This window comes from Arcobacter acticola (assembly GCF_013177675.1).
Taxonomy (GTDB): domain Bacteria; phylum Campylobacterota; class Campylobacteria; order Campylobacterales; family Arcobacteraceae; genus Aliarcobacter; species Aliarcobacter acticola.
On sequence record NZ_CP042652.1, the window covers coordinates 1,592,453 to 1,607,359 of the forward strand.

Sequence of the window (14,907 nt, forward strand, 5' to 3'; positions counted from 1 at the left end):
TCTCTCTTTTATAATTGCTTATATAATTTTACATACTGTTCTGCACTATTTTTCCATGAAAAATCACAAAGCATATTATGTTTTACTATTTTGTTATAATCTTTTTTTGTAGAATAAAGTTTTATAGCTTCATCAAAACTATTAATCAAACTATCACTTGATGGTTTTTCAAATAAAATACCATAGCCTTTAGAAGATTTGTTATCAAATAATTTATAGTCATGAACTGTATCTTTAAGTCCACCTACTTTATGAACAATTGGAATTGAGCCATAACTCATAGCTATCATTTGATTTAAACCACATGGTTCAAACAGTGAAGGCATCAAAAGAAAATCAGCTGCTGCATACATTTGGTGAGATAAAACTTCATTGTATTTAAATTCAAAGTGAATATTATCGTATTCATTTACAATTTTCATGATTTTTTCTTGGTATATTTCTTCACCATCTCCCAAAATTGCGATATTGCAATCACTAGAAGCAATTTGTTCAAGGGAATTTATAAGTAAATCAACCCCTTTTTGTTGGGTAAAACGACCGATAAATATAAAAAGAGGTTTAGTGATTCCTTTTAAACTTTTTTCTTTTAGGTAGCTTTTTTTATTTAGTTTTTTTTCTGTTAGATTTGCAAAGGGATATTCTAAAAGTTTATCATGGGAAGGTGTAAAATGTTCATTATCAATTCCATTAATAATACCTGTTAATTTATTTTTATGATATCTTAAAAAACCATCTAAACCACAACCAAAAGAAGCAGTTAAAATTTCATCTGCATAACTTTGACTTACTGTTGTAATTGCATCACTATAAGCAATTGCAGCTTTCATAAAATTAACTTTATTATAAAACTCCAAGACATCTGTTGTGAAATATTTTGAATCTATTCCTATCTCTTTTAATACTTCGTAGGCAAATAAACCTTGATATGCAAGATTATTAATAGTAAAAAGAGTTTTTGCTTTAATTAAACTCTCTTCTTGAAGTAAAAGTGGAACTAATGCTGTTTGCCAATCATTTAAATGCACTATATCATATGTATTATCTCTTAATATTTCAACAATGACACGGCAAAAAATAGCGAATCGAAGGGCATTATCAGCATATCCTTCTGTTGGAATACCATATAAAAATTCCCTATCACAAAGTAAGCTAGAGTAGATAAAAATATACTCAACTCCCCCGTAGTTGCATCCAAATAATTCTGCTGTATATTCAATATTATTCATTGAAATAGAAAAACTTTTTTTCAAAGATTTTATTGAGTATTTTTTCCTATTTATACAAGAATATAAAGGCATAACAACTTTAATATTATAAGTATCTCTTAAAGCTCTTGGTAGCGAATGGGCAACATCAGCTAATCCACCTGTTTTCGCAAAAGGATAAACTTCGCTGGCACAAAATAGTAATGATTCTTTACTCATATAAACTCTCCCTTAATAATTTTGCAGCTAATTCAGGAGAAACAGGATTAATCAAAATATCTGTTTCTTGTTCAAAACCACCATATTTATAAATACGAGGAATAATTTGTATATAAAACCTATTTGCTTCATACATAGAGTTCAATAACTCCTCACTAAAAGTATTTTCATGTAAAGGTGGAGTTGATAAAATAAGATTAAAATTCAAATACTTTAGTTGCTTTTTTAGCTTCTTTAAAACCAAAAGAAGTAAAGAAGATAACTCTTTTAAGGAATTATTACTCAAAGTATCAATCTCTCCTAAAGCTTTTGTTGAACTAATCATAACTTCAAAAGGATGAGAACTAGCATATGGACAAAAAGCTGTAAACTCGCCATTTGAAGCTATAATTCTACTTTCATCGGCTTTTATTTCTTCTTCAATTAAAAGTTGAATAAGTGAATTTTGATTATGTTTATAATGCTCATATAATCGTTCATATTCTTCTTTCTTAGATTTTGCAACAATAGGAAGTCCTATTATTTGAGTATGTGAATGTGGTTGAGTAGCACCTGCTTCAACACCCTCATTTTTGAACAAAGAAAGTGAAGCAATTCTTTTATCTTTTTTTAAATCCTTTACTCGTAAACCAAGTGTTATAAACCAATCTATTATATTTTCTTCACTCCATTGTGTCATTGAAGTATAATGCTTTGCTGTATCTATTATAATTTCATGGGCACCAAATCCATCCCAATGTTCAAACATTCCATAATGATGTTGATAAGGAGCTTCTATTTGTACAGCTTTAAATAGATTTGGTACAACACGTGTTTTCCATCCTATTTCATTTGCAAAACTATCACTTGAACGCAAAGCAAAGATTTCATTTGGAGTAAATCTTTCATTTCCTTCACAAAATGGACAAACTCTTCGTTCTGTTCTACGTTCTATCTCATGAATATCACAAGATGTACGGTGTAATCGCTCAGGTGCAATAATAACATATGAATCTTTTAAACGGTTATAACGTATCTCAGACATCAAAAACCTCCAAAAAACCCACTAAGTTTAATGAATTTTCAAATAAAGTTTTCATGGCAAAACTTACACCTTGTGTACTTAAATCAAAACCATGTTCACTTTGAGAAAGTGTTTTTAATTGGAAATAATAAATATCACAAGGAACTTGAATTTGAATGATAATTTTTTGATTAAGTAGTAAATCTTCAATCTCTAAAATTTGAGTATTTTGTAAAACACCCTCTTGCCCTAAAACAACACCATTTATAAGAACTTTTTCATAATCTGCAAAGTGAAAATTATGTTCCATTATGTATTCAAATTTTTCTTTTGCTTCTGTTTTTAAATCAATAGCAAATTCAAAACCATTTTCATTTAAAATATAGGTTTTAGCTAATGTAGTATTTTTCTTAGTGTCTAAGTAAATTCCTCCATCTCTTACAAAAACAATACTCTCTTTTGTTTTTTCCACTTCAAAAGCTTGATTAGCAAAATCGCCAAACTCTTTAAAGTTTGCATATTTAAAGTTATCTAAATTAAAATTAGCATCGGTAATATGATCTACAAAAGAATTTTTTAAATGCCAATCATAAACAATTGAATTACGTAATTCATCAGAAATTTCTACTGCTGCATGATGAATTGTATCTATACCATCTTTTGTCTCTTTATGGCTTTCTTCTACTTTTGGATTAAGTAAATGTTCATGATAAGCTTCTTTACGTCTCATAAGTGTATTTTGCCAGTTGAATTCATGTTTTCTTGAATCAAACTCTACTAATTGTCCACCATTTCCTGAATCAAATCTAAAGATAAAATTTTGCGTAACTGCTTTTACTTTTTCATAACCATCAAGTTCATTCATATCACTTTGTAAAACTGTTTTTTTACCATAACGAATATTTTCAGCTTGAATAATATAAGTATAAACGTTATCACGAAGATTTGGAAGATATAATCCTCCAAAAACTCCATGCCATAAAGAATCATTAGCTTGTGATTTATGTAATGCTAATTCAAATTTTTTCTTATTTACTTCATTTTTTGCTTTAGAAAGCTCAAGTGTTCGTTTATGAATACGATTACTCTCTTCATATTTAACTAAAAAGTTTTTCCAAATTCCACCTTTTAAAAATTTAACACCCTCTTTTTCATAACGCTCTTCGCCCATCTCTTTTTTTAATAATTCAAGTTTAAGTGCATCATGTGCTCTTAAACTCCATTCACCCATTTCATAATAAGAAGCATTAGGCAAATAAGCAATACCTCTTGGTTTTTCATTTTCAAAGTAAGTATCGAAATGCATAGTTTCAATTGTTTCATCAGCAATTACAGCTTGTACAAAAGATTCTAACCATTTTTTTTCATAAACCCATTCGTAAGTTCCTGGCCACATTCCAAATTTTTCTGCATCATCAAAAATAATAGCTGCTGAGTTTTTTTCTCTTCTAAAAGATTTAATTGCATCTATTGCACTTGAAACATTTAAAAATGGTATTGCGTATCGAAGTTTTTTACTAATAGGGAAAAGCCCCATTTCTTTTCCACCCTCTTCACTCATAAAATAACCATCTAAGATCTCTTCATCAAAACCTGCACATTGAAAATGATAATCATCCATTACTGTGTATTTAATACCTGATTTATTTAAATCAGGGATTAAAGCTGATTCCCAAACTCTCTCTGTTAACCATAGACCTTTTGGTATTTGCTTGAAATCCTTTTTTATTGAGTTACTTAGCATATCTATTTGGGCTACTCTATCCTCTGAAGGGATCACAGATAATATTGGTTCATAGTATCCAGCACTAAAAAACTCTATACTTCCTTTGTCTGCTAGATATTTTATATTTTTATAAACTTTTGGATGTTTACTTTTTATCTCTTCCATAAGCCATCCACTACAGTGTACAGCGAATTTAAACTGTGGATATTTGCTCATAACTTCAAAAAATGGTCCATAACAAACCTCTACACCATGTTTGATTACCCAATCAAAATTATCGATTGGCTGATGCATATGAATTCCAAAAAGTAGTTTAGTAGTATTTTTCATTTCTTTTTCCATTTCTTTTTTTACACAAACCAATTAGCTGTGTATTTTTCATCTAAATTAATGGCAAGTGCACCATAGCCAGGCATTGTTTGTATAATTTCTTTTCCTTGAAGAATTTCAAAACGTAGATGAATCTGTTTACAATCTACGCAATTCATTTTAGAAAGTTCTAATTCTATACGTTCATCAATTGCAAACTTGACACCATTTTCATTGTATTCATCATTCATTGAAAAAGATATTGTTTTTTGCATCTGTTCTATATAAATTTCAAGTACAAGATTTGATGTTTTAAGTAAATTTATCTCTCCTTCAAAAGCTAGATATATCTTATTTTCATCTTGACCATAATATATTTTTTCAATTGGACCACGAACTCTATCCATGGTTGAATAAAGTTTACTTTCATCTATACTTCCAGCTCCCATCCATTCAAAAAAAGAGCTAACTTTACCATCAATATCTGGAGTGATAGAGCATTGAGGCATAATTAAAAAAGAAGCCCCGCTTTTATGGGAAATAATAGGTACAAATAAATCAGCTGGTGGATGAGCATTTAGAAGTTTGTAAATAAGTATTAGATGTTCTCTAAATAATGTATCAAATTCCAATCCAAATTCTGTTATATGATCATCTCCATACCACCAAAACCAGTCACTACATTGGGCCACTAAAAAGTGTGATTCAATCTGTTTTTTAATATCTTCAGATATATTTTCTTTATGATGTTCATAATCCCGTTTTGTTTGATATATAAGTTCCCACGCACGATTTTTTTCACTATTCCCAGACCATGTATCAAAATTTCCATGAATCCAACTTCCAGGAGCTAGTTTTTCAAGAGTTCCCCTATTTTCTATCTTACTTGCTTCGTCCATAGTAACTGTTTTGCACCAAGTTGTTGATTCAAAACGACTATAAAGAGCATTAAAAAAATCATAGGCATTATTATGAAAAAACTCCCATGCATTTTCTCCATCTAAAATAACAAAAAGAGTTGAATCTTCATTTTTAGAAATAGGTTCAATTACTTCCATAAAATGATCACTTGCTTCTTTTCCTGATTTAAATCTATAATTAAATCCTATTAAATCACTTAGTGCATGGTCTCTAAATCCAATACTTACACCATTAAAATCATAGGGCTTATAAAGATTTTCTCGGGTATTATCTTCTAAAGAACGAAATAAAATAGCCTCATCAGTTGCAATCCAAGATATACCTCTTTGCTTATAAATTAAAATACTCTCCTCATCAACAGCACCTTCAGCAGGCCAAAATCCACTTGGTTTAGAACCAAAAGTATCTTCAAAAAGTTTTATTGATTTTTCAACTTGCTCTATTGCATCATCCCTTAATGAAATATGATTTTCCACGATGCTAGTGTGCTCATTTGCATATTTTGCATTTTCCATATTTAAAAGCAATGGTAAGATAGGATGATTATAAGGTGTAGTTGAAAGGGAAATGCTTCCTTCTTTTTGTAACTTTGCGTAAAAAGGTAAAATTGTTTTTATAAACTCTGTTAATGTATCTAGTAAATCAATTTTATCTTTTTGTGTATAGTTCTTCTCTTTTTTAAAAAGTTTCTTTATAAAACTGTTTTCAAGTCTGAGGTAATTTCCACACCAAGAAAGTATAAAAAGAACTTCAAAATCAATTAATTCATCTTCACTAAGAGACTCTTTATCATAAAGAATTCTAAAATGCCCTATTGGTTTAACCATAGTTTCGTATTGTGTTGATTTACATGTTTTTATTAGCCAAACTCTTTGTTTCTCTTCTAACTCTTTAGGCTCTTTGGCCCAAAGAGATAAAAAGTAATCATTTTTCAAAGGATCACTGTATAAGTTTAATTGCTCTATAAGTGGTGCTGTTATATTAAAACTTGCCTTGACACCTTTATAAAGACTTAAAAGCCAAGGCATTTCATAATAGTCTTTAATACCATGAAGAAAAACCCATGGCATACTCATTACTCCATCCATCCCTCTATAATCTGGCTGATGCATATGCCAGAAAAAACATAGATTAAGAGAATCTTGTGACATTATAGTTTAGACCACTCTGAGATTTTTTCACTATAATCAGCTAGTATTTTTTCACCTTTTTCAGTACTTTCAGCTTGAATATAAATATTCAAATGGTCATTATATTGATCTGGAATCATTAATATCCAATCATTTGTATCAAGCCAAATTTTTACTCCATCAAGAGTTGAAGACTCTTTACCATGGGCATCTTCAAGGAACATTCGCATCATTTTTCCTTTAAGTGCTTGTGGGCATTTTATCTCTGAAGATTGATAATAAAACTTAGGCATTGAAGCTATAACTTTTGATAATGTTACATCTAAAGAAATCATCATTTCTAAGATTTTTAATGTTGCATACATTGAATCACGGTGAGTTGAAAACTCTATAAAAGTAAAATTACCTTCTCCTGTAGCTATAAGATCATATTGTTTTAACTGCTTGCTTGTAAAGTTTGCATATTGTCCACGTGAAATATTTAAAGAATCAAAATAAACTATATCAGCAGCCCAAGTTGGAAGGAAAACATTTTTCTTAATACCTTCTTTTTTTGCTTGCATATTTAAAAGTGTTAATACAGCATACAATGAGCCTTGTTTACCAAGAGGTATTCCATCATCACAAACTATGTCTAAACGTTGTCCATAAGGATAAATCATAAATCCAGCATTAAGTTTAAGTGCTTTAATAACAGCACCCATATCTTCTGTTGAACGTTTTATAAGTTTATTAATATTTTCTAAACTAGATTCATCAGCATAGGCATTAAACATTATATTATCTACACCCATTTCATTTAAAACTTCAGGGAATAATTCAGTTGCCATTCCATGCATCATATCAACTGCAATTCTGCAACCAACACATTTAAACTGATGTGAATTAAGTAAATTTTTTACAGCATCTTTATACATCTGATACTCTTTAACCTGATCAGACTCATAGATTTTTCCGATTTTTGAATAATCTACTCTACGAAATGCATCTTTGAAAAAGGCTTTTTCAATTTTTTTAGAGATATCATTATTTATTCTAAGCGCTTCATGGTTATAAAATGTAAGAACAGTACTAGAGGCATCTTCTAGTTTTTGGCAGAAATATACACCTGCTGTGTAATTATCATGAATAAATAAACTATGTCGTAAGACAGCCGTTGGTAAATCTTTATAATCTATTACATTAACACCAGCTGATAAAAGACCTCCTAAAAATGCACGTTTAAGCATACGAGAGTTTTTATGATAATCCCTTGAAACAAGTACAGTTGAACCAACAGGAAGTTGAGCACCAAAAGCTTCTGCAAGTTTAGTTACCATTTCACAAGAAAGTTCTACATTTGAATGCCCTACTACCATTCCATTTTCAAAAATAGAATTTTTATATTTACTTCCTAGAATTAAACTATTACTTACAATTGAAGCATCTTCAATTATTTTATCTGCCCAAATTGTTACATCTTTTTCAACAGTAACAAGTTGTCCAATTTCACAACCTTCTGCTAAAATAAGACCAGCTTTTACTGTAACATTTTTCCCAATTAAATTGTTGTTACAAATTACACAAGCATCTAACATAGCATTTTTGCCAACTTCAACATCATTCCAAATAACAGTATTTCTGATTTTTGAATTAAGCCCAATACTAACATTGTCTCCTAAAACAACATTACTAAGCTTCACACCCTTACTTAATTTTACATTTTTACCTAAAACTACGGTTCCAATTATTTCTATACTTTTGTCAAATTCATATGGAACTTCACTGTATAAAACACCATCAGGGAAAACTACTTTTTTACCAGGAATTTTAATATTTACTTTTCCTGTTAATATATCTTCATATACATCACGATAACTTTCAGGATTTCCTACATCTCTCCAATAACCTTCTGCATTTCCAGCTATTAGTTCAACGCCTTCTTTCATTAGTCTTGGAAAAAGATCTTTACCAAAATCATAGTTTTCATTTTTTGGAATATATTTCAAAATTTCTGGTTCAATTATATAAATACCTGTATTAATAGTATCACTAAAAACTTCTCCCCAACTTGGCTTTTCTAAAAACTTCTCAATTCTTCCTTCAGCGTTTGCAATAACAACTCCAAATTCTAAAGGATTTTCTACAGATGTAAGAGTGATACTTAACTTTGCATTCTTTTCTTTATGATAATCAAAAATCTTTTGAAAATCAAAATCAGTAACTAAATCTCCACTAATAATAATGAAGTTTTCATCACCAATTAAATCCTCTGCTAATTTTACAGCTCCTGCTGTGCCAAAATCTTCATCTGGAACCACATATGTAATTTTAATACCAAAATCACTTCCATCACCAAAATAATCTTTTATAATTTGAGGCTTGAAATAAAGTAACACAATAAACTCTTTGATACCTAAATCTCTAAGAGTCATCATTGTATGTTCCATCATGGGTTTATTTATAATTGGTAACATTGGTTTTGGACGAGAATTTGTTAGTGGTTGAATTCTTGTTCCAAAGCCACCTGCCATTACAACTGCTTTCATCTGTGCTCCTGTTTGGGAATATAATTCTTTGTAAGATATTCTATCTTAATTTAAATGTAAAAAAAGATATTATTTGTGATAAATTTTATACAACTGTTTTAAAATTATATTTTCTTTATAAGATATAATTAAATTTTACTAATAATAGGATTCTTTATGAAACTTCACAACTACGAATTTGATTTAAAATATAAAAAAAGTGTAGCTTATTTTTCGATGGAATTTGCTATTCATCAAGCTTTAAAAATATATTCAGGTGGATTGGGATTTTTAGCTGGTTCGCATATGAGAAGTGCATACGATTTAAAACAAAATATAGTAGGTATTGGTATTTTATGGAGTTATGGATATTATGATCAAGCTCGTAATGAAGAAGGCTACTTAAAAGCTGATTTTATAAGAAAGTACTACTCTTATTTAAAAGATTTAGGAATTTTAGCTAGAGTAACAATATGTGGAAAAGAAGTTTTTGTTAAAGCTTATTATTTAGCACCTAATATATTTAATAGTGCTCCACTTATTTTACTTTCTACTGATATAGAAGAAAATGACTATCTATCAAGAACTATCACTCAGAAACTTTATGATGCAAATGAAGAGACTCGTATATCTCAAGAGATTATATTAGGTATTGGTGGTGTAAAAGTTTTAGATGCTCTAAATCAAAAAATAGAAATTTATCATATGAATGAAGGACATGCTCTTCCTTTAGTATATGAGCTTTACAATAAATATGAATCTTTGGAAAAAGTAAAAGAAAAAGTAATATTTACAACTCACACACCTGAAGATGCAGGTAATGAAGAACATGATATTTCTCTATTACATAAATTTGGTTTTTTTAGTGCCCTTTCATTAGATAAAGTAAGAGAGATAACACTAGTTAAAGAAGAGAAGTTTAACCTTACTATTGGAGCACTAAGAGCTAGCAAAAGAACAAATGCAGTTTCTAAATTACATGGTCTTGTAACAAACAAGATGTGGGATAGTTGCAAAAGTGCCTCAGAAATAACATCTATTACAAATGCACAAAATAAAAACTTCTGGATGGATAAACAAATTTTAAAAGCTTTCCAAAAAAACAAAACAAAAGATCTTATTGAACGTAAAAAAGTTCTAAAACAAAAACTTTTTAAAATAGTTGCAGACCAAACAGGAAAATTGTTTGATGAAAATATTCTTACTTTAGTTTGGGCTAGAAGGTTTGCTGATTATAAACGACCTGACTTAATAAAAAAAGATTATGAACGTTTTAAAAGAATAATTGAAAATGAAACAAAACCAGTTCAAATAATCTGGGCAGGGAAACCTTATCCTTTTGATATAAAAGCAATGAATATATTTAATGATTTGATTAGCACAAGTCATTCTATAAAAAATGTAGCCGTTTTAATTGGCTATGAACTTAATCTTTCAAGAGCACTAAAATGTGGTGCTGATATTTGGATTAATACACCTAGAATATCAAGGGAAGCTAGTGGTACAAGTGGTATGACAGCTGCTATGAATGCTGCGATTCATTTTTCAACAGATGATGGTTGGCATCCTGAGTTTGCAAAAGATGGAATAAATGCATTTACTATTCCACCAATAAATCACGATGTACCTATACAAGAGCAAGATGAACTAGACAATAAAAATATGATGGATATTTTGGAAAATATAATAGTTCCTACATATTATGATAATCCAAAAAAATGGCTAGAAATTATGAAAAATTCAATTAATGATATTCTTCCAACATTTGATTCAGATCGAATGGCAGATGAGTATTATAAAAAGATGTATCTATTTGGAAACAATCTGCAAAAGGATATAACAGATGAATAATGAAAATATAAATATTTTACTTGATAAAAACTTTAATTCAATTAATAAGATAATACTATCTAGACAAGATGTAATTACAGGATTGCTTCCTGCAAGTACCGCAATAAATGCCCATGGAGATTATACAGATGCTTGGGTAAGAGATAATGTATACAGTATACTTAGTGTTTGGGGACTTTCTTTAGCATATAAAAAACATGCCCCTGAACATTATCGAGCACATATTTTAAAACAAAGTGTTGTTAAGTTAATGCGTGGTCTTTTAATAGCAATGATGAGACAATCTAATAAAGTAGAAGCTTATAAACAAAGTCATAATCCCCTTGATGCATTACATGCAAAATATGCTACAGATACAGGACTTGCAGTTGTAGGAGATGATGAATGGGGACATTTACAACTAGATGCAACTTCACTTTTTGTTCTTATGATTGCACAAATGACAGCTTCTGGACTTTCATTGATTTATACTATGGATGAGGTAGATTTTGTACAAAATCTTGTGCATTACATAAGTAGAACTTACTCAACTCCTGATTATGGAATTTGGGAAAGAGGAAATAAAATCAACCATGGTACAGCTGAGATAAACTGCAGTTCTGTTGGTATGGCAAAAGCAGCTTTAGAAGCTATGAGTGGATTTAATCTTTTTGCTAATAGTAAGTCACAAGAAGGTGTTATACATATTGTTGCAAATGATATTGCACGTTCACGTTCAACTCTTAAAAGTCTTTTACCTAGAGAATCTGATTCTAAAGAAACAGATGCTGCACTATTAAGTATTATTGGCTATCCAGCTTATGCTATTGAAGATGAAAATCTAGTACAAAAAACCAGAGATAAAATTATAAATAAATTAGCAGGAGAATATGGTTGTAAAAGATTTTTACTTGATGGTCATCAAAGTAGTATTGAAGATTCTTCTCGTTTACATTATGAGCCTTCTGAACTTTATGAATTTGCAGATATAGAATCAGAATGGCCTTTATTTTTTACATATCTTTTATTAGATGCTTTAATGCGTGAAGATGAAAAAGCTATAAATATGTGGAAAAAGAAACTAGAACCTCTTTTTGTTGAGGAAGATGGTGAAAAACTTCTTCCTGAATTGTATATTGTTCCTTTTGAAAATATCGAAGCAGAAAAAGCAAATCCTAAATCACAAAAAAGAGTAGCAAATGAAAATCTACCTTTAGTTTGGGCACAAAGTTTATATATGCTAAGTGAAATGATTCTAGAAGGTATCTTAGAAATCAATGATATTGATCCACTTTCAAGAAGAAAAGTCATTGGTAAAAAAGTTACTTCAACACCTCTTGTTTGTATAATCTGTGAAAATGATGGTGTAAAAGAGCATTTGAGAGGGTTTAACATAGAATCACAAACTCTTCATGAAGTAGAACCAATAAGCTGTATGCATGCATCTGAACTTTCAAAAATATACTCAGTACTTGGGAAAAATGAAAAACTAGGACTTACAGGAAGAGATTTATTAACAGCTAGAACTGTAAGTACCTCACGTTTACATATTTTAAATGGGGAAACAACACTTTTTTTCCCATATTATTTTGATCCAAAAGCTTTTTACTTTGGTTTTGATAATAATCTACTTGTGGAACACTATATTTCTTCTTTACGATTTGCAGCTTCATCATGGACTCAAAGTAAAAGACCAGTAATTGCCTTTTTAGTAAGAGAAGATATGCTAAGAGATCACTCAAAAGATGTAATTATAAAATTGCTTTTAGACTTACAATCAAACTCTTGTGAGACAGTAAAAATAGAAAATGTAAAAGCTGAAGCATTAATTGAACTTGCAGGAAGCGAGAAAATTGATTCTATTAAAACAATACAACTAGAAGCCCTATCTATTCAAGGTGTAGGTAAAAATAAAGAAGAGTATGAACTAGCTGCAATGCAACATGATTGGACTCAAGTAAGAAGTATCGCTCAAAAAAATGAGATTTATGATATACGAGTGGAAGATGCATTAATAGACATACTTATTGCTCAAAAACGTTTAGCTGTTGGACGAGCTTATAGTGTTGATGCAATAATAGATAAACCCCAAAAAGCATCTGAAATCATACAAACTATTTCAAAATACTGTGGAGAAAACAACGCAGAAAAAGTTCTAACACAAGAAATCATTTTACATATAGGTCATCTTATTAAAATAGAGCCTGAACTTTTTACAAATATGCTAACCCTTCGAACTTGGGATTGTATACAGCTTTTAGTAGGACATATAAGTAAAGAAAAATCTCTATCTTTAGGTGATGCTTATGAAGAACTACTAAGATATGCACCTTATGGTATTTATGATACTTTACGTTTTATATTTAAATCATATTCTCAAGAAGTTAAACAGTTAAAAGAGTTGGAAAATTTCTGTGTTTTAGGAGCTAAAAATTTAGATATTTCTATACCTAAAAAAAGTGAACACAATGAAATTAGTGAAATTACAGATTGGGCGGTATGGAGAGAAAAAGTAGCAAGAATTGGAACTTTAAGAGAAAGTTTCTATGAAGATGTTTGGAATATTTTAAAACAATGTAATGGCTTAGTAATTGGAGACAAATATAGCACTCAAAGTAGAATTGGTTCAGAACTAACCCTTGAGTCAACAATAGGAGAGCGAAGTTTTGAGTTAAAAATTGATTCACTTCTACAAAGTATTGCAATACCTGTTTACAAAAAACTAAACATAGAATTAATAGAGACTTTAGTAGAACTATTTCTTGCAAATCCAAAACTATATATTCAAAATGATCTTATATTAGATGTTCTAATAGGTCATGCAGTAAGAATTGCTTGGATGAAGAAAAATAGTGAAAAAAATTATGATGAATATAAAGGCGAGGCATGGAGTTCTTTTTATAAACTCTCTGTAGATGAAGTTCAAGAAAATTTTATTGAAGCATTTAGCTTCTTAATGAAAGAAGAGGATTTAAAATGATATTAGCAGGTGATATAGGTGGAACAAAAACAAATTTAGCTCTTTATACTTATAAAGATGGGGCTTTAGAAATACAAGTACAACATCAGTTTGTATCACAAAAATATCAAAATTTTTCTGATGTGATAGAAGAGTTTATTTCATCTTATAAAATTGAAAATATAGAAGCTGTTTGTTTAGGAATCGCAGGTCCCATTATAAATGGTGTTTGTAAAACTACAAATCTTCCTTGGACTATAGACTCAAAAGAACTTCAAATAGTATGCAATACTTCAAAAGTAAAATTATTAAATGACCTAGAAGCCACAGCTTATGGAATGCTTTATCTAAATGAAGATGAATTTGTAGATGTAAATCCAAATGGGAAAAAAGTAGATGCAAATCGTGCAGTAATCGCTGCTGGAACTGGTCTTGGAGAAGCGATATTATTTTATAATGGTGAAAACTATTATCCAATAGGTTCAGAAGGTGGGCATTGTGATTTTGCAGCACAGAATTCTTTACAAGATGAACTTTTAGTTTGGATGAGAAAACGTCATCCTGAGCATGTTAGTGTAGAACGACTTGTATCAGGAATTGGTATTTATACGATCTATGAGTTTTTAAAAGAGAAGAATTTTGCAAAAGAATCAAAAATAATGCTTGAATTAAATGAATCAGATGATAAAAATGCCATGGTTACAAAATGTGCTTTAGAAGGTGATACTTTATGTACTAAAGCTATAAAAATATTTGTAGAGATATATGGAGCAGAAGCTGGAAATCTTGCATTAAAATCTTTATCATTGGGTGGAGTTTATATAGGTGGGGGAATTGCTCCTAAAATTTTACCTTTTTTATTAGATGGCAATTTTTTAAATGCATTTGCTGCAAAAGGACGTTTTCAAGAAACACTTATAAATATGCAAATTAAAATATCATTAAATCAAAATACTGCACTTTTAGGATCTGCACACTTTGCAGTTGACAAAGTTAGATAATAAATTATAGTTCAAGAAGAATAACAACTTAATATAAGTGCCCTCTTCTTGAAATTTTAAACTAATAAGAAATCAGATAAATTTTAACAAAAAA

General features: G+C 29.8%; 8 protein-coding genes. 3 read left to right on the forward strand and 5 right to left on the reverse strand.

Annotated elements, in window-relative coordinates; genetic code table 11:
* Window positions 1-8 precede the first annotated feature (8 nt).
* From AACT_RS08135 to AACT_RS08155, 5 genes are read right to left on the reverse strand one after another with little or no spacing between them, the layout of a single operon-like run.
* The gene (locus tag AACT_RS08135; protein WP_172126320.1) at window positions 9-1,427 is read right to left on the reverse strand and encodes a glycogen synthase; all 1,419 of its coding nucleotides are present in this window, start codon (window positions 1,425-1,427) and stop codon (window positions 9-11) included.
* Window positions 1,420-2,451, reverse strand: a complete 1,032-nt coding sequence (locus AACT_RS08140; protein ID WP_172126321.1) for a galactose-1-phosphate uridylyltransferase — start codon at window positions 2,449-2,451, stop codon at window positions 1,420-1,422. Before AACT_RS08140 ends, AACT_RS08135 begins: the two co-directional genes overlap by 8 nt.
* Entirely contained in the window at window positions 2,444-4,486 is a 2,043-nt protein-coding gene (locus tag AACT_RS08145; protein ID WP_172126322.1) for an alpha-amylase/4-alpha-glucanotransferase domain-containing protein, read from the reverse strand. The genes AACT_RS08140 and AACT_RS08145 overlap by 8 nt, the downstream gene beginning before the upstream one ends.
* A gap of 20 nt (window positions 4,487-4,506) precedes the next feature.
* Window positions 4,507-6,537, reverse strand: coding sequence for a glycoside hydrolase family 57 protein (locus tag AACT_RS08150; RefSeq protein ID WP_172126323.1), 2,031 nt, complete (start codon window positions 6,535-6,537; stop codon window positions 4,507-4,509).
* Complete coding sequence (locus tag AACT_RS08155; RefSeq protein WP_172126324.1) at window positions 6,537-9,044, reverse strand: sugar phosphate nucleotidyltransferase; 2,508 nt, start codon at window positions 9,042-9,044, stop codon at window positions 6,537-6,539. The genes AACT_RS08150 and AACT_RS08155 overlap by 1 nt, the downstream gene beginning before the upstream one ends.
* Before the next feature lie 156 nt (window positions 9,045-9,200).
* Between AACT_RS08155 and glgP the strand changes: the two genes are divergently transcribed.
* The 3 genes from glgP to glk are packed head-to-tail and all read left to right on the forward strand — an operon-like array spanning window position 9,201 to window position 14,813.
* On the forward strand, window positions 9,201-10,874 hold the full coding sequence (gene glgP, locus AACT_RS08160; protein WP_172126325.1) for an alpha-glucan family phosphorylase: 1,674 nt from the start codon (window positions 9,201-9,203) through the stop codon (window positions 10,872-10,874).
* On the forward strand, window positions 10,867-13,833 hold the full coding sequence (locus tag AACT_RS08165) for a phosphorylase b kinase regulatory subunit alpha/beta (RefSeq protein ID WP_172126326.1): 2,967 nt from the start codon (window positions 10,867-10,869) through the stop codon (window positions 13,831-13,833). Before glgP ends, AACT_RS08165 begins: the two co-directional genes overlap by 8 nt.
* A complete protein-coding gene (glk, locus tag AACT_RS08170) occupies window positions 13,830-14,813 on the forward strand; it encodes a glucokinase (RefSeq protein ID WP_172126327.1) in 984 nt (327 codons plus the stop codon). Before AACT_RS08165 ends, glk begins: the two co-directional genes overlap by 4 nt.
* Window positions 14,814-14,907 lie beyond the last annotated feature (94 nt).